This window comes from Streptomyces sp. NPDC044061 (assembly GCF_056434305.1).
Window position 1 is genome coordinate 84227 of record NZ_JBWKFL010000008.1, and the last position, 15301, is coordinate 99527.

The window sequence follows — 15301 nt, forward strand, 5'->3', positions numbered from 1 at the left end:
GTGTGGAGCGGAGTTACGACAACTGCGTCTGGACCTGGCCGGAGATCAGTTCCAGGTGGTCGAGGTCGTCGAGGTCGAGGATCTGGACGTAGATCCGCCGGGAACCGATCGCGGCGTACCGGCCGATCTTGTCGACGACCTCGGCCGGGGAACCGGCCAGGCCGTTGGCCTTCAGCTCGTCCACCTCGCGGCCGATCGCGGCGGCCCGCCGGGCCACCTCCCGGTCGTCCTTGCCGACGCACACCACGAGCGCGTTGGAGCAGGTCAGGTCGTCCGCCTTGCGGCCCGCCGCCTCGGCCGCCGCGCGCACCCGGCCGAACTGCCGCTCGCTGTCCTCGACGGAGGCGAAGGGGATGTTGAACTCGTCGGCGTACCGGGCCGCGAGCCGCGGGGTGCGGGTCGCGCCGTGACCGCCGATGAGCACCGGGATCTTCTCCTGGGCCGGCTTGGGCAGCGCGGGCGAGTCGGTGAGGTCGTAGTACGTGCCGTGGAAGTCGAAGCTCTCACCGAGCTTCGTCGCCCACAGCCCGGTGACGATCTCCAGCTGCTCCTCCAGGCGCGCGAACTTCTCCTTCGGGAACGGGATGCCGTACGCCTTGTGCTCCTCCTCGAACCAGCCCGCGCCCAGGCCGAGTTCGACCCGGCCGCCGGACATCTGGTCCACCTGGGCCACCTGGATGGCGAGCACGCCGGGCAGCCGGAAGGTGCCGGCCGTCATCAGGGTGCCGAGGCGGATGCGCTTGGTCTCGCGGGCCAGTCCGGCCAGGGTGATCCAGGCGTCCGTGGGCCCGGGCAGGCCGTCCGCGCTGCCCATCCGCAGGTAGTGGTCGGAGCGGAAGAAGGCGTCGAACCCGAGGTCCTCGGTGGCCTTGGCCACGGTGAGCAAGGTGTCGTACGTGGCCCCCTGCTGGGGCTCGGTGAAGATTCGAAGGTCCATACATCCATCCTGCACGGACCGGACCCCTTCGACCTCACTGGTACCGCCGGGCACGGCCTTCCACGGTCGGGTGAAAGTCGTCCACCCCGCGCGCTGGAGGCCGCGCGGACCCGTGACCGGCCCCGGCGGTGATCGTTGGCCCGTCGGAGCCGGACGGTCCGGCAGCCACGGGTCGGGACGGCCGCCATGACCGAAGAGTCCGTACGCCGGCCGGGGGGTCCACCGGGCAGCCGAAGGGGCCGGCGGAGCAGATGGAGGAGCTGATGGCGGCACTGAACGCGGATCCGTCGGCCCTGGACGCGCAGTTCCGGTCGGCCTCGGGGTACGGGCGGTGGCCGGCCGAAGAGGGTGACGTGAGGTGAGCCGCCGTCGCCCCCGAAGGCTCGCCGCGCCGGACCGGCCTGCCCGTCGGCCACTCGCCTCACACGCCCGACGGGCTGTCCTCCGCGCTCTCGGGTAACGCCTCCTCCCGCGCCGCCAGCTTGCGCAGCATCTCCAGGACGCGGTCCCGGGACTCGTCCGCCGCGTCGATGGCCTCCATGCACTGCCAGTACGTCGTCTCGTCGGCCGCGGCGCTGGCCATGCCGACCAGCGCTATGCCGACCTCACCGAGCAGCCCGCCGAGGCAGAGCAGGGTCTGCCGGGCGTCGTCCAGCTCGGTGAGCTGGGCGGCGCGCAGGTCCCCCGGGTCGAGTTCCGGAGGGTCCAGGACGCCGCAGCCCCGGCCCGCGAGCTCGGTCAGACCCAGTGCCTCGCCCCGCAGCTCGGGCGGTCCGGACACCGCGAGGCGGCTGCCGATCGCCTGGGCCAGGGCCTGCGCCTGCCACACCTCCGCCATCATCTCGGGTATGTCGGCGCCTCCCGCCAGGGCACGCCTGCTCGTCGCAATGAGCCGCACCGCATCCATGCGCTGCCCCCGTCCCGTCCGCCGTGCGTTCCCGCACGTTCGCCTGAACTCCCTTGTTCACTACCCAGAGTGAGGGTCCATGGGACGAAAAGCCAGAGGAAGCCCGAAATCTGTGGACAACAATTCGGATTCGAGGGCGATTTCAACTCCGGAGAGTGATAACGGAGCGCGGCGGTCCGGAGATTGGACCCCCCATCCGGGTCAGGGCGTGTCCTGTGCGCCCGGGGCCGGGAAGCGGTGTTCATTGCGGTCGATCTTGGCGGACAGGGCGGTCAGCGGGTCGATGCCGAGGACCTCGCAGAGCTGGAGGAGATAGGCGAGGACGTCGGCGACCTCGTCCGTGACGCGGTGCGCGGTACCGGGGTCGTCCATCACGCGGGCCGACTCCTCCGGCGTCAGCCACTGAAAGATCTCGACCAGCTCCGAGGCCTCCACACTGAGGGCGGCCACCAGGTTCTTGGGGGTGTGGTAGGGCTGCCAGTTGCGCGCGGCGGCGAACTCGGCCAGCCTGCGCTGGAGTCCGGCCAGGTCAGGGTGTTCCGTCACGGGTTCAGGTGTACCACTGTGACGCCCTCGGCCCCCGCGGCCCACGAGGCGTCGCTCACCGCGCCCACGCAGCGGATGTGCCCCCGCTCGCCCATCCGGGCCGCCGTCCGCAGCAGCGCCCGGCGCTGGCCCGGGTCGAGGCCGCGGTCGAAGCCGTCGGCGAGCACGGTCAGGGTCCGCAGGGCGTCGGGCACCTCGCCCGGGGTGTCCACGTCCAGGACTCCGGGCCCGGTCAGCAGCACCAGTGCCAGCGCGAGGTAGCGCAGCTCGCCGTCGCCGAGCCGGGCCAGCTCGGTGCACCAGCCGTCGCCCCGGTCGAGCAGCGCCCGGACGGTGCCGTCGGGCAGCGGCTCGGCGACCAGGTCGGCCACCGGGCCCGCGCAGCCGGCCCGCACCGCCTCGACCAGCAGGGAGTGCCGTCGGCCGCACTCGAACCGGGTGCGCCACAGGACGTCGGCGAGGTTGTCGCAACCGGGCATGAGCCGTCCGGTACCGGAGGGGACGGGGGCGCGCATGTACTCGGGGCACGGATCGCAGGAGAAGACGGAGCGCAGTGCGACGACCATCTGCTCGGCGGCGGCGAGAACGTGCCGCTGCCCGTCGGTCTTGCCGGCCACCCGCAGCGGCAGCAGGGGGGTGCCGAGCCGGTCGTCGGGCAGCGGTGCTCGGGTCACCGGGGAGGCGCCCGCGGTGTGCCAGGCGGCCTGCACGGAACGGCGGCCGGGGTCGCGCAGGGCGGTCTCCAGCAGGACCACTCCCCGCGCCGTCAGCCGCTCGCCCACGATCCGCAGTTCGGGCTCGGCCTGTACGGCGACGTCGAGCCGTACCGGTCCCTCGGCACCGTCGGCCGTACACCCGATCCGGAATCCCCGCCGCCCCTCGGCGTCGGGGCGCGCCCGCTCGGGGACGCAGGCGGCCGGTTCCGGGAAGACCTCGGCGAGCGGCGCACCTCCCCCGAGCCGGGCCAGCGCCTCGTACGCCCGCAGCGCGGTCGACTTCCCCGCCCCGCTGCCCCCGGCGAACAGGGTGACCGCCCCGAGCGGGAACGCGGCCCGCCGGTGCCCGGCGAAGGCGGACAGCCGCAACTCGGTGATCCGGGCGCGTACGTCGACGCAGGCCGGGGAGGCCGGGTCCGGCGGGTCGGACCCCGGGGTGGCGCCGTGCGCGCTCGGGGCAGGCCGCGCCGGCACGGCGGGCGCGGTGAACGCCGAACGGTCGGGAGCCGCGGAGGCCCCGGACGAAACGGCGGGCTCGGCGGACGCGGAGGACACGGCCATATGCGGACGGTAGGCCTCCGCGGCCCCGGTGAACCGTTTTGCCCGGCGGACCTTCCTACGATCGAGGGACGGGCGGGCATGCCTCCCGACAGGGAACACGCGAGCCCGGCGGGCGGCCGTGGGACCACCGGACCGGAGGACGGCCCCGACTCGCCGGGCGGGCGGTCGCGGGGCACCGGACCGCCGGCAGCAGGACACCCGCGATGTCGCCGCCGGACGCCTCCGCCTCAGCCCCCGGAGACCCCCGCTCCCTCCATCAACCCGCTGACCTCCGTGCCGGGCGGGGTGAGGAGGAAGACGTTGCGGTCGACCCGGTGCATTCCGCTGCCCAGGCCGAAGACGACACCGGTGCTGAAGTCGAGGACGCGCTTGGCGACCTCGCCCTCCGCGCCGGTCAGGTCGAGCAGCACCGGGATCCCGGCCATCAGCGTCTCGGCGACCTCGCGGGCGTCCGCGAAGACATTGACCCGCAGGACGACGAACCGGCGCCGGGTCTCGGTCTCCGCGTCGGGCAGCGAGCGGTGGCTCACCGCGGACGGCCAGGCGTCCCGGCCCCGCAGCGGCACGACCTGGGCGAGCCCTTCCCACTGTTCATCGGTGACGTCGTAACGGCTCACCGGCTCCACCTGACCTGACTCGTACTCCATGCCTGCACCAGCCAATTCTTACGCCAAGTCACCCGTTCGGCCCAACAGCGACACACTGCGCGACCGCCCGGCATCCGCTCCCCCTGCGGCACATGTACGAATACGCCCGCTTCTTACCGCCCTCACACCGGACTCTTCACCTGCCGCCGTGCCCCGCTCACCGGCCGCCGCTACCGTCCGGTGCCGTGCACTTGGCAGAAAAACAACAGGTGACACCCGGCCGGCGGACACAGTCGGCGGTGTCCGCCGCTCCGGGAGGCCACACCGAGGACCCCCGGAGCCCCGCGCAGTGGCACCGCGTCCTGACCCTGCTGGCCGACGTGAGCCTGTTCATCGGCACACGCGCGGTGTGGACCCAGGCGGCCTCGCACCGTCTCGTCCTCGCCGGGGTCATCTCCGTCTGCTACGCCTCGATCCTGGTCAGCGGCGTACTCGCGCTGACGGTCCGCCGGGCGCGCTCACTGGCCCGCCTCGACCTCGTCGTGCTGCTCACCGCGATCACGCTCACGCTGTGCACCTGGGCGCTGAACCACGCCGGCGGCGACGAGGCCGTCCTGACCACGCAGGCCACCCGCGAACTGGTCGCCGGGCACCCGATGTACGGGCAGCCCTGGCCCTGGCTGTTCCACGGCAGGGGCGTCGCCCTGACGCCGACCATAGAGGGCGGTTACGACTTCACCTACGGCTATCCCCCGCTCACCCCGCTGCTGACGGCACCCCTGCTGTGGCTGGGCCACGGCGGCGCCCCGGCGACCGCGGCGGCGACGCTCGCGCTGATCGCCGGCGCCGTGGTGCTGTGGCGGCTGCTGCCGGTGCCGTGGCGCTCGGCGGCGACGATGCTCTGTCTGGGCTTCAGTTTCCTGCCGACGTACGCGCGCCAGGGCTACCCCGCCATTCCGGCGATGGTCCTGCTGATCCCGGTGGTGGTGGGCTGGCCGCGCATCGGCGGCGGCGGCCGGCTCGGCGCGTCGGGGATCGCGCGGGCCGCGTGCCTCGGGGCCGCGTGCGCGGCCCAGCAACTGCCGTGGTTCGTGACGCCGTTCCTGCTGGCCGGCATCTACGCCGTACGCCGTGGCGAACTGGGCGGGCGTGCGGCCGGCCTGGTGGTGCTGCGGATCCTGGGCATCGCCGCGACGACGTGGCTGCTCATCAACACGTACTTCATCGCGCACGAACCGGGCCCCTGGCTCGGTGGGATCGCCCTGCCGCTGACGCAGGGGGCGGTGCTGCACGGCCAGGGTCTGGTGGACATCTCCCTGTACTTCACGCACGGCAGCGACCGGCTCGACTGGTACGGCCACGCGAGCGTGCTGCTGGCCGCGGCCCTGCTGGCGTTGTTCGTGCTGTTCGTCCGGCGGCTGGGGCCGGCGGCGACCGTGCTGCCCTGGTGCGCCTTCTACCTGGCGACCCGTTCCCAGGACGGCTACTACCTGATGATGACCCCGCTGTGGCTCGCGGCGGCGATCACTGTGCCCCTCTCGGAGTTCGGGCGCGCCTGGCAGCCGCGCCCACGGTGGCTGACCGGCCCGCGCCGACGCCCCGCACTGGTGGGGGCGGTGCTGCTCCTGGTGCTGCCCGCGCTGGTGAGCGCGACCCTGGCGGTGTCGGGACGGCCCCCGCTGCGGATGGACGTCGCGGCGGCGCGGCGGGCCACGGCGCGGTCGCTGTCCACGCTGACGCTGCGGGTGACCAACACCGGGAGCGGCCCGCTCACCCCGCACTACATGCTCACGACGGGCCAGGGCATGAGCAGGTACTGGTCCCTCGTGCGCGGCCCGGCCACGATCCCCGCGCACTCCGCGGCGACCGTCGAACTGCGGGCGCCCTCCGGCCGGTTCCCGCTGCCCCTCAAGAAGAGCGCCCGCATCCGGCTGCGTGCCTTCACGGCGAGTCCGCAGACGCTGTCCACCCGGGACGTGCGTCCGGCCGAACTGGACCGGCGGGGCTGACCTCAGGCGGCCGCGCGCGTGAACCGGAGCGCGGCGGTCACCGTGGTCAGGCCGCGCATCATGCCCAGCTGGTTCCAGCTCACGCCGAACTGGTCGCGGTCCACCGTGAACTCGGCCTCCAGGCCGAGCGCCTCGGCCGTCGCCGAGGTCAGCCGCGCGGTGAGGGACAGCGGCCTGCTGACGCCCCGCACGGTCAGCCGGCCGGTGACCCGGACGTCGTCGCCGTCGAGGCGGTCGGCGCCGCCGACGGCGAAGGTGATCTCCGGGTGGCTGTCGGCGTCCAGGAGGTCGGCCGAGCGCAGGTGGGTGTCCCGCTTGGCGTTCCCGGTGTCCAGGGAGGCCACGTCCAGCGTCACGGTGCCGGTGGCCGAGCCGTCGGGCCGTACCTCGCCCTGACCGGTGACGGCGGCGAACGTGCCCTTGACGGTGACCAGACCCCAGAAGGTCTTGTGCCGCAGGCCCACGGCGGACGCGGTCGGGTCGAGCTGCCACAGGCCTGTTTCCACGGCGACGGTCATGGCCGTCCTCCTGATTCAGTGGTTCAAATTTGGATGACTTCGGGGACTCACGCTAACCCAATATCCAAATTTGGACAACAGGTAGACTCGAAGCCATGGCCGCCCCCGACGAACACCCCGCCGACCAGCCCCCTTGCCCCTCCGCCGCGGGCAGCGGACTACTCCCGGGCGAACTGCGGGCCTGGATGCTGCTGCTGGCCGCGACGGGCGCGGTGGAGCAGCGGCTGCGGTCGGTCGTGAAGGACTCCCTGGACGTCTCGCACGACGAGTTCCTCATCCTGTGCCTGCTGGCCGAGCAGCCGCGGGGCGGCCTGCGCATGACCCGGATCGCCGAACTCCTCGGCCGCCCCAAGACCCGGCTCACCTACCAGATCGCCTGCCTGCAGCGGGCCGGTCTGGTCACCCGCGAGTCCGTCTGCGGCGACAAGCGGGGCATCGAGGTGGCGCTCACCGACAAGGCCCGGCGGCGGCTGCGCAAGGCCTCGGGCACCCTGGCGGAGACGGTCAGGGAGGCCCTCGCCCGCTTCGTCGGCCCCGAACAGCGCGAGGCGCTGAGCGCCCTGGTGCCCGAGCTCGCCGACGAGCCGTACCAACGGTAGGAAATCGGGCTCTTGGGCATGGGGGAGGGCCAGGTCACAGCCGCAAGGAGGGAAACGTCACAAGCCTCGCCCTGCACTCGATTGAGCGCACTGCCCTAGCATCCGAGCCATGACGGTCCTGCCTGACGACGGGCTCTCACTGGCCGCCGAGTTCCCTGCCGCGACACACGAGCAGTGGCAACGCCTGGTCGAGGGTGTGCTGCGCAAGTCGGGCAAGGAAGTCTCGGGCGAGGCAGCTGAGGACGCCCTGTCCACGACGCTCGAGGACGGGCTGCGCACCCGGCCCCTCTACACCGCGCGCGACGACGCGCCCGACCCCGGCCTGCCCGGCTTCGCCCCGTATCTGCGCGGCGGCCGCCCCGAGGGCAACACCGCGGGCGGCTGGGACGTACGACAGCGGCACGCGGCGCTCGTCGACGGCGCGGTCCTGGCGGACCTGGAGAACGGCGTCACCTCGCTCTGGCTCCTGGTGGGCCAGGGCGGCATCCCGGTGTCCGACCTGCCGCGCGCCCTCGACGGCGTCTTCCTCGACCTGGCCCCGGTGGTCCTGGACGCCGGCCGTGACGTCGAGGCCGCCGCGGCCGGGCTGCTGCGGCTGTACGAGGAGAAGGGCGTCGACCCGAAGGCCGTGCGCGGCAACCTGGGCGCCGACCCGCTCGGGTACGAGGCCCGCACGGGCACCGCGCAGGACTTCGCGCCCGTCGCCGCCCTCGCCGCGCGCTGCGCCGAGCGGTACCCGAACCTGCGCGCGCTGACCGTGGACGCGCTGCCCTACCACGAGGCGGGCGGCTCGGCCGCACAGGAACTGGGCGCCTCCCTCGCCACCGGCGTGGCCTATCTGCGGGAGCTGACCGAGGCCGGCCTCACGGTCGAAGCGGCCTGCGCGCAGCTGGAGTTCCGCTACGCGGCCACCGCCGACCAGTTCCTGACCATCGCCAAGCTGCGTGCGGCGCGCCGGCTGTGGGCCCGGGTCGCCGAGGTGTCCGGCGCGCCGGGCGCGGGCGCCCAGGTGCAGCACGTGGTGACCTCGCCGGTGATGATGTCGCGCCGGGACCCGTGGGTGAACATGCTCCGCACGACGGTCGCGACGCTGGCCGCCGGGGTGGGCGGCGCCGACTCCGTCACCGTGCTGCCGTTCGACCACGCCCTGGGCCTGCCGGACGCGTTCGCCCGCCGTATCGCCCGCAACACCTCCACGATCCTGGTGGAGGAGTCCCACCTGGCCCGGGTCATCGACCCGGCGGGCGGCTCCTGGTACGTCGAGCGGCTCACCGACGAACTCGCCCGCGCCGCCTGGGAGTTCTTCCGCTCCGTCGAACGGGACGGCGGTCAGGCGGCGGTGCTGCGCTCCGGCCGGATCCGCACGGACCTGGCGACCACGTGGGCCGACCGCTCCAAGAAGCTCGCCAAGCGGCGCGAACCCATCACGGGCGTCAGCGAGTTCCCGCTCCTGTCCGAGAAGCCGGTGGAGCGCGAGCCCGCCCCCGGGCAGCCCTCCGGCGGTCTGCCCCGGGTGCGCCGCGACGAGGCTTTCGAGGAACTGCGCGCCCGCTCCGACGCCCACCTCGCGGCGACCGGCTCCCGTCCCCGGATCTTCCTGGCCACGCTGGGCTCGGCCGCCGAGCACACCGCGCGCGCGACCTTCGCGGCCAACCTCTTCCAGGCGGGCGGCATCGAGCCGGTCACCGAGGGCCGCTTCGAGGACAGCGGCGCCACCGAGGCCGTGCTCTGCTCCAGCGACGCCCTGTACGCCGAACAGGCCGAGCAGGCCGCCGAGTCGCTGCGCGCGGCAGGTGCACGGCACGTGTTCCTCGCGGGCCGCCCGGCCGACCGCCCCGGCATCGACGCCTACGTCTTCGCGGGCTGCGACGCCGTCGCCGTACTCTCCGCGACCCTCGACCGCATGGGAGTGTCCTGATGGGAATCCCCGACTTCTCCGGCATCGAGCTGGGGACGCCGGTCGCCGGCGGCAGCGCCGAGGAGTGGCGTACGGCCGTCAAGCGCGCCACCGGCAGTGAAGAGCCGCTGTGGGAGACCCCGGAGGGCATCGGGGTCAAGCCGCTGTACACCGGGCGTGACCTGGAGGGCCTGGACTTCCTGGACACGTACCCGGGCATGGCGCCGTACCTGCGCGGTCCGTACCCGACGATGTACGTCAACCAGCCCTGGACGATCCGCCAGTACGCGGGCTTCTCCACCGCCGAGGAGTCCAACGCGTTCTACCGGCGCAACCTGGCGGCGGGCCAGAAGGGTCTGTCGGTCGCCTTCGACCTGCCCACGCACCGGGGTTACGACAGCGACCACCCGCGGGTGACCGGCGACGTCGGCATGGCGGGCGTGGCCATCGACTCGATCTACGACATGCGGCAGCTGTTCGACGGGATCCCGCTGGACAAGATGACCGTGTCGATGACGATGAACGGCGCCGTGCTGCCGATCCTGGCGCTGTACATCGTGGCGGCGGAGGAACAGGGCGTACCGCCCGAGAAGCTGGCCGGAACCATTCAGAACGACATTCTGAAGGAGTTCATGGTCCGCAACACCTACATCTATCCGCCGAAGCCGTCGATGCGGATCATCTCCGACATCTTCGCGTACACCTCGCAGCGGATGCCCCGCTACAACTCCATCTCCATCTCCGGCTACCACATCCAGGAAGCCGGAGCCACGGCCGACCTGGAGCTGGCGTACACGCTCGCGGACGGTGTCGAGTACATCCGCGCCGGGCGGGAGGCCGGCCTGGACGTGGACGCGTTCGCGCCCCGGCTGTCGTTCTTCTGGGCGATCGGCATGAACTTCTTCATGGAGGTCGCCAAGCTGCGGGCCGCGCGCCTGCTGTGGGCCAAGCTGGTCTCGCAGTTCGAGCCGAAGAACTCCAAGTCCCTGTCCCTGCGCACCCATTCGCAGACCTCGGGCTGGTCGCTGACCGCGCAGGACGTCTTCAACAACGTCACGCGTACGTGCGTGGAGGCGATGGCGGCGACCCAGGGCCACACCCAGTCGCTGCACACCAACGCCCTCGACGAGGCGCTGGCGCTGCCCACCGACTTCTCGGCGCGCATCGCCCGCAACACCCAGCTGCTCATCCAGCAGGAGTCCGGCACCACCCGGGTCATCGACCCGTGGGGCGGCAGCGCGTACGTGGAGCGGCTGACGTACGACCTCGCCCGCAAGGCGTGGGCGCACATCCAGGAGGTCGAGCAGGCGGGCGGCATGGCGCAGGCCATCGACGCCGGCATCCCGAAGCTGCGCGTGGAGGAGGCTGCAGCGCGCACGCAGGCCCGCATCGACTCCGGTCGTCAGCCGGTGATCGGCGTGAACAAGTACCGGGTGGAGAACGACGAGGCGATCGAGGTCCTCAAGGTCGACAACTCCTCCGTGCGCGCCCAGCAGATCGAGAAGCTGCGGCGGCTGCGGGCGGAGCGCGACGAGCAGGCCTGCCGGGACGCGCTGGACGCGCTGACCCGGGCGGCCGACGGCGACGGCAACCTGCTCGAGCTGGCCGTGCGCGCGGCCCGCGCCAAGGCGACCGTCGGCGAGATCTCCGACGCCCTGGAGAAGGTGTACGGCCGGCACGCGAGCCAGATCCGTACGATCTCCGGCGTGTACCGCAACGAAGCAGGGGAGTCCCCGTCCGTGGACCGCACCCGTGCTCTGGTGGACGCCTTCGAGGAGGCCGAGGGGCGCCGCCCGCGCATCCTGGTCGCCAAGATGGGCCAGGACGGCCACGACCGCGGCCAGAAGGTGATCGCCACCGCCTTCGCCGACCTCGGCTTCGACGTCGACGTCGGCCCGCTGTTCCAGACGCCGGAGGAGGTCGCCCGTCAGGCGGTCGAGGCGGACGTGCACGTGGTCGGGGTGTCCTCGCTGGCCGCCGGTCACCTCACGCTGGTCCCGGCGCTGCGCGAGAAGCTCGCCGAGGAGGGCCGGGAGGACATCACCGTCGTGGTCGGCGGGGTCATCCCGCCGCAGGACGTGCCGGTGCTGCTCGAGATGGGCGCGGTGGCCGTGTTCCTGCCCGGGACGGTGATCCCGGACGCGGCGTACGACCTGGTGAAGCGGCTGTCGGCCGACCTCGGCCACGACCTGTAGAGCCCGATGGCAGCGATCGATCTCGACACGTATGTGAAGGGTGTGCTCGACGGGAAGCGGGCCCTGGTGGCACGCGCCATCACGCTCGTCGAGTCCACCCGCCCCCAGCACCGGGCGCTGGCGCAGCAGTTGCTCACGGAGCTGCTTCCGCACAGCGGCCGGGCGCGGCGGATCGGCATCAGCGGTGTGCCGGGCGTGGGCAAGTCGACCTTCATCGACGCGTTCGGCACGATGCTGACCTCGCTGGGCCACCGGGTGGCCGTCCTCGCGGTCGACCCCTCCTCGACCCGCACCGGCGGTTCGATCCTCGGCGACAAGACGAGGATGGAGCGGCTGGCGGTGGACCCGGCGGCCTTCGTGCGGCCCTCCCCCAGCGCGGGCACGCTGGGCGGGGTCGCGAAGGCCACCCGGGAGTCGATGGTGGTCATGGAGGCGGCCGGCTACGACGTGATCCTGGTCGAGACCGTCGGCGTGGGTCAGTCCGAGACCACCGTCGCGAACATGGTCGACTCCTTCCTGCTGCTGACCCTGGCCCGCACCGGCGACCAGTTGCAGGGCATCAAGAAGGGCGTCCTGGAGCTGGCCGACGTGATCGCCGTCAACAAGGCGGACGGCCCGCACGAGCGTGACGCGAAGGCCGCCGCCCGTGAACTGGCGGGCGCGCTGCGCCTGATGCACGGCAAGGACGCGTTCTGGACCCCGCCGGTGCTGAGTTGCAGCGCCCGTGAGTCGATGGGCCTGGACGTGGTGTGGGACCGGCTGGAACAGCACCGCACCCTGCTCGACTCCACCGGACGGCTCACCGCCAAGCGGCGGGACCAGCAGGTCGACTGGACCTGGTCGATGGTCCGCGACGAACTCCTGGACCGCCTGCGCAGGCACCCCGCGGTACGCGAGAGCGCGCCCGCTCTGGAACGGCGGGTCAGGGAGGGCTCGTTGACGGCGACGCTGGCGGCGGAACAGATCCTTCTGGCGTTCGAGGGCACCGAATAGGTCTTCGAGGGCGCCGTACGGCTCACGGAGTGCCGGAGCCGCCGTCGTGGCGTGGCGCGATGTGGAAGTCGAAGGCGAGCGTGCCGGGATCGAGGGCGGTGGCGCCGCCGTCGACGGTGAGGACCGCGCCGTTGACGTAGGACGCCGCCGGCGACAGCAGCCAGTCGATCGTCTCGGCGATCTCACGGGGCTCGCCGGGCCGTCCCATGGGCAGGAGCCTGGTCGCCTCCTCGTAGCCGGCCTCCACGCTCCCGTCCCGCAGGTCCGCCTCCTCGACGAAGCGGGCCATGCGCCGGTCGGCCATCTCGCTCCGGACCCAGCCGGGGCACACGACGTTGGCCCGCACACCCCGGCGCCCGTAGTCGACGGCGACCGAGCGGCACAGCTGGAGCAGGGCCGCCTTCGACGTGGCGTACGGGGCGTTGCTCGTGCCGTTGCGCAGGGCCGACACCGACGCCACGCCGACCACCGAGCCCCGGCTCTCCAACAGGTGCGGGATCGCCGCGCGCAGGAGCAGCAGCGGCCCGGTGACGTTGGTGCGCATCACCTCGTCCCAGTCCGCGAGCGACAGGTCGCCGACGGCTCCCCCGCGCCCGATGCCCGCGTTGAGCACCAGCCCGTCGAGCCGCCCGTGGGCCGCCAGCGCCGCCCGGACGAGGCCCTCGGCCGCGTCGGGGTCCCCGACGTCGGAGGGATGCGCGAGCGCCCCCGTCTCCCGCTCGATCCGCCGCAGCGGTTCGGTCCGCCGGCCGGAGACGACCACATGGTGCCCACCCTCGCGCAGCAGCCGGGCAGTGGCCTCCCCGATGCCCGTACCACCCCCGGTCACCACGACAACCCGCGTGCCCGTCACCGCAGTTCAGCCCCCTCCGTCGAGATCACACAGCGCGTCCGAGCCTAGAGCCGGGCGGGCGAGCCGCCGACGACTTCGCGCCAGTGCGCTCGTCGGCTGCCGAACATCGGGGAAAGAGCCGGAACTTATCCGCCACGTCGCAAGTTTCTACGTTGCTGTAGATATCGATGAGGCATCGCGTCGCCGCCCGGGCGCGTCGAGCCTTCTATGCGAACTTCTGGAGTTCTCATGGCCCTGTGGGACCGCATCAAGGAATCCGCGTCGACGATGCAGACCCAGCTCGTGGCGAAGAAGAACGACCTCAAGAGCGGTGCCTTCCGCGACGCGAGCATGGCGATGTGCGCCCTCGTGGCGGCCGCCGACGGCACCATCGACCCGGCCGAGCGGCAGCGCGTGGCCCAGCTGATCGCCACCAACGAGGTCCTGCAGAACTTCCCCGCCGACGACCTGCGCCGCCGCTTCGAGGACAACCTGAACAAGCTGACCGCCGACTTCGCCTTCGGCAAGGTCAGCGTCCTGCAGGAGATCGCCAAGGCGAAGAAGAAGCCCGCCGAGGCGCGTGCCGTCATCCAGATCGGCATCGTCATCGGCGGGGCGGACGGCGACTTCGACAAGACCGAGCAGGCCGTCGTCCGCGAGGCCTGCTTCACCCTCGACCTGCCGCCGCACGAGTTCGACCTCTGATCGGGGGCCCGCCGGAGGGTGGGGTGGGGTGCCGGGCGGGTGCCGGGGAGGACCGGCCCGGCACTCCGCCCCGAGACCGCTCACCCCCTCCGGCCGGTTCGGATCCGAGGCGTGTGAGCTGCGTAACACGGTGGCGGTCGCCGGTTTGCGGTGCGGGCATGCGGTGAGACGGCTGGGATGCCGTACCCCAGACCAGCATCCGCGCCCTCGCATGCGGCACGGACGACATCGGGTGCCCCCTCCGGTGCCCAGCGGGCGAAGCAGCGGGACGCGTTCTTCGACAACGCCAAGTATCTGGCGATCGTGCTGGTCGCGGTCGGTCATGCGTGGGAGCCGCTGCGCGACGGCAGCCGGACCGTCACGGCTCTCTACACGCTCGTCTACGCCTTCCACATGCCCGCGTTCATCGTGCTGGCGGGCCACTTCTCGCGCGGTTTCGAGGCGACTCCGGCACGGATCGGGCGCCTGGTCACCTCGGTCGCCGTGCCCTACGTCGTCTTCGAGACGGCGTACACGCTCTTCACCCGGTGGACCGACGACGCCCCGGACCGCCCGGTCAGCCTGCTGGACCCGCTCTATCTGACGTGGTTCCTGGCGGCACTGTTCATCTGGCGGCTGACCACCCCGATGTGGCGGCTCGTCCGGTGGCCGCTGCCGCTCGCACTCGCCGTCGCGATGCTGGCCTCCCTCTCACCGTCCATAGGCAACGACCTCGACCTGCAGCGCGTCCTGCAGTTCCTGCCCTACTTCGTCCTGGGGCTGTGCCTGGAACCGGAGCACTTCCGCCGGATACGCCGCTGGTCGGTGCGGGTGCTCGCGGTACCGGTGTTCGCGGGTGCGCTCGCGGTGGCGTACTGGGCGCAACCGCGCTCCGCCTGGTTCCTCCACCGCGACAGCGCCCAGGAGCTCGGCGCGCCCTTCTGGTACGGCCCGGTCATGACCCTGGCGACCTTCGGCTGCTCGCTGCTCCTGGTCGCCTGCTTCCTGGCCTGGGTGCCCGGGCGGAGGACGTGGTTCACCGTACTGGGCGCCGGCACCCTCTACGGTTACCTGCTGCACGGCTTCCTCGCCCAGGGCTCCAGGTTCTGGGGCTGGTACGACCCCCGCTGGGTGCACCAGCCCCTCGGCTGGATCACCGTCGCCGTCGCGGCGGCCGCGGCGGTGACCGTGCTCTGCACGCCACCGGTGCGGCGGATCTTCCGGTACGCGGTGGAGCCGAGGACGGACTGGGCCTTCCGCCGCGCGCAGGGCGCCGGGGACCGCCCCGGCTCGGCGGTCCGCGGCGTCTGACCGGCTGCC

14 protein-coding genes are annotated in these 15301 nt (G+C 72.5%); 7 read left to right on the forward strand and 7 right to left on the reverse strand.

Features of this window, described 5'->3' with window-relative positions; all coding sequences use genetic code 11:
* Positions 1 to 13: 13 nt before the first annotated feature.
* The 5 genes from AC07CM_RS15065 to AC07CM_RS15085 form a co-directional block, all read right to left on the reverse strand.
* Positions 14 to 937, reverse strand: a complete 924-nt coding sequence (locus AC07CM_RS15065) for an LLM class F420-dependent oxidoreductase (RefSeq protein WP_478876813.1) — start codon at positions 935 to 937, stop codon at positions 14 to 16.
* Between the two features lie 421 nt (positions 938 to 1358).
* Positions 1359 to 1844 carry a DUF6099 family protein gene (locus tag AC07CM_RS15070; RefSeq protein ID WP_478876814.1) on the reverse strand — a complete coding sequence of 162 codons (486 nt, stop codon included), beginning with the start codon at positions 1842 to 1844 and terminating at the stop codon, positions 1359 to 1361.
* A gap of 201 nt (positions 1845 to 2045) precedes the next feature.
* A complete protein-coding gene (locus AC07CM_RS15075) occupies positions 2046 to 2390 on the reverse strand; it encodes a nucleotide pyrophosphohydrolase (protein WP_478876815.1) in 345 nt (114 codons plus the stop codon).
* Positions 2387 to 3667 carry an AAA family ATPase gene (locus tag AC07CM_RS15080; RefSeq protein WP_478876816.1) on the reverse strand — a complete coding sequence of 427 codons (1281 nt, stop codon included), beginning with the start codon at positions 3665 to 3667 and terminating at the stop codon, positions 2387 to 2389. The genes AC07CM_RS15075 and AC07CM_RS15080 overlap by 4 nt, the downstream gene beginning before the upstream one ends.
* A 227-nt stretch (positions 3668 to 3894) precedes the next feature.
* Complete coding sequence (locus tag AC07CM_RS15085) at positions 3895 to 4314, reverse strand: cell division protein SepF (RefSeq protein WP_478876817.1); 420 nt, start codon at positions 4312 to 4314, stop codon at positions 3895 to 3897.
* 185 nt (positions 4315 to 4499) lie between these two features.
* On the opposite strand from AC07CM_RS15085, the gene AC07CM_RS15090 reads away from it, so the two are divergent.
* The gene (locus tag AC07CM_RS15090; protein ID WP_478876818.1) at positions 4500 to 6263 is read left to right on the forward strand and encodes a hypothetical protein; all 1764 of its coding nucleotides are present in this window, start codon (positions 4500 to 4502) and stop codon (positions 6261 to 6263) included.
* 2 nt (positions 6264 to 6265) lie between these two features.
* Here AC07CM_RS15090 and AC07CM_RS15095 read toward each other — a convergent pair whose 3' ends face one another.
* Entirely contained in the window at positions 6266 to 6781 is a 516-nt protein-coding gene (locus AC07CM_RS15095; RefSeq protein WP_478876819.1) for a YceI family protein, read from the reverse strand.
* A 95-nt stretch (positions 6782 to 6876) separates the two neighbouring features.
* Here AC07CM_RS15095 and AC07CM_RS15100 point away from each other — a divergent pair, with 95 nt between their 5' ends.
* The 4 genes from AC07CM_RS15100 to meaB all read left to right on the forward strand — a co-directional run bounded on the left by AC07CM_RS15100 (position 6877) and on the right by meaB (position 12465).
* A complete protein-coding gene (locus AC07CM_RS15100) occupies positions 6877 to 7380 on the forward strand; it encodes a MarR family winged helix-turn-helix transcriptional regulator (protein ID WP_478876820.1) in 504 nt (167 codons plus the stop codon).
* A gap of 109 nt (positions 7381 to 7489) precedes the next feature.
* Positions 7490 to 9298, forward strand: coding sequence for a methylmalonyl-CoA mutase family protein (locus tag AC07CM_RS15105; protein WP_478876821.1), 1809 nt, complete (start codon positions 7490 to 7492; stop codon positions 9296 to 9298).
* Positions 9298 to 11472, forward strand: coding sequence for a methylmalonyl-CoA mutase (gene scpA / locus AC07CM_RS15110; RefSeq protein WP_478876822.1), 2175 nt, complete (start codon positions 9298 to 9300; stop codon positions 11470 to 11472). Before AC07CM_RS15105 ends, scpA begins: the two co-directional genes overlap by 1 nt.
* 6 nt (positions 11473 to 11478) lie before the next feature.
* A complete protein-coding gene (meaB, locus tag AC07CM_RS15115; RefSeq protein ID WP_478876823.1) occupies positions 11479 to 12465 on the forward strand; it encodes a methylmalonyl Co-A mutase-associated GTPase MeaB in 987 nt (328 codons plus the stop codon).
* A gap of 22 nt (positions 12466 to 12487) precedes the next feature.
* On the opposite strand, the gene AC07CM_RS15120 is transcribed toward meaB, so the two are convergent.
* Positions 12488 to 13318, reverse strand: a complete 831-nt coding sequence (locus AC07CM_RS15120; RefSeq protein ID WP_478876824.1) for an SDR family NAD(P)-dependent oxidoreductase — start codon at positions 13316 to 13318, stop codon at positions 12488 to 12490.
* A 228-nt stretch (positions 13319 to 13546) separates the two neighbouring features.
* Here AC07CM_RS15120 and AC07CM_RS15125 point away from each other — a divergent pair, with 228 nt between their 5' ends.
* Positions 13547 to 14002, forward strand: a complete 456-nt coding sequence (locus AC07CM_RS15125) for a tellurite resistance TerB family protein (protein ID WP_478876825.1) — start codon at positions 13547 to 13549, stop codon at positions 14000 to 14002.
* A gap of 177 nt (positions 14003 to 14179) precedes the next feature.
* Positions 14180 to 15292 (forward strand): acyltransferase family protein, encoded by a 1113-nt coding sequence (locus tag AC07CM_RS15130; protein WP_478876826.1) that lies wholly within the window; start codon positions 14180 to 14182, stop codon positions 15290 to 15292.
* The last annotated feature ends 9 nt before the right edge of the window (positions 15293 to 15301 follow it).

Excerpts from the sequence above, each read along its gene's own strand:
- AC07CM_RS15065 (WP_478876813.1), bottom strand. The coding sequence starts at position 937 with ATGGACCTTCGAATCTTCACCGAGCCCCAGCAGGGGGCCACGTACGAC.
- AC07CM_RS15070 (WP_478876814.1), bottom strand. The coding sequence starts at position 1,844 with ATGGATGCGGTGCGGCTCATTGCGACGAGCAGGCGTGCCCTGGCGGGA.
- AC07CM_RS15080 (WP_478876816.1), bottom strand. The coding sequence starts at position 3,667 with ATGGCCGTGTCCTCCGCGTCCGCCGAGCCCGCCGTTTCGTCCGGGGCC.
- AC07CM_RS15085 (WP_478876817.1), bottom strand. The coding sequence starts at position 4,314 with ATGGAGTACGAGTCAGGTCAGGTGGAGCCGGTGAGCCGTTACGACGTC.
- AC07CM_RS15095 (WP_478876819.1), bottom strand. The coding sequence starts at position 6,781 with ATGACCGTCGCCGTGGAAACAGGCCTGTGGCAGCTCGACCCGACCGCG.
- AC07CM_RS15100 (WP_478876820.1), top strand. The coding sequence starts at position 6,877 with ATGGCCGCCCCCGACGAACACCCCGCCGACCAGCCCCCTTGCCCCTCC.
- AC07CM_RS15105 (WP_478876821.1), top strand. The coding sequence starts at position 7,490 with ATGACGGTCCTGCCTGACGACGGGCTCTCACTGGCCGCCGAGTTCCCT.
- scpA (WP_478876822.1), top strand. The coding sequence starts at position 9,298 with ATGGGAATCCCCGACTTCTCCGGCATCGAGCTGGGGACGCCGGTCGCC.
- meaB (WP_478876823.1), top strand. The coding sequence starts at position 11,479 with ATGGCAGCGATCGATCTCGACACGTATGTGAAGGGTGTGCTCGACGGG.
- AC07CM_RS15125 (WP_478876825.1), top strand. The coding sequence starts at position 13,547 with ATGGCCCTGTGGGACCGCATCAAGGAATCCGCGTCGACGATGCAGACC.
- AC07CM_RS15130 (WP_478876826.1), top strand. The coding sequence starts at position 14,180 with ATGCCGTACCCCAGACCAGCATCCGCGCCCTCGCATGCGGCACGGACG.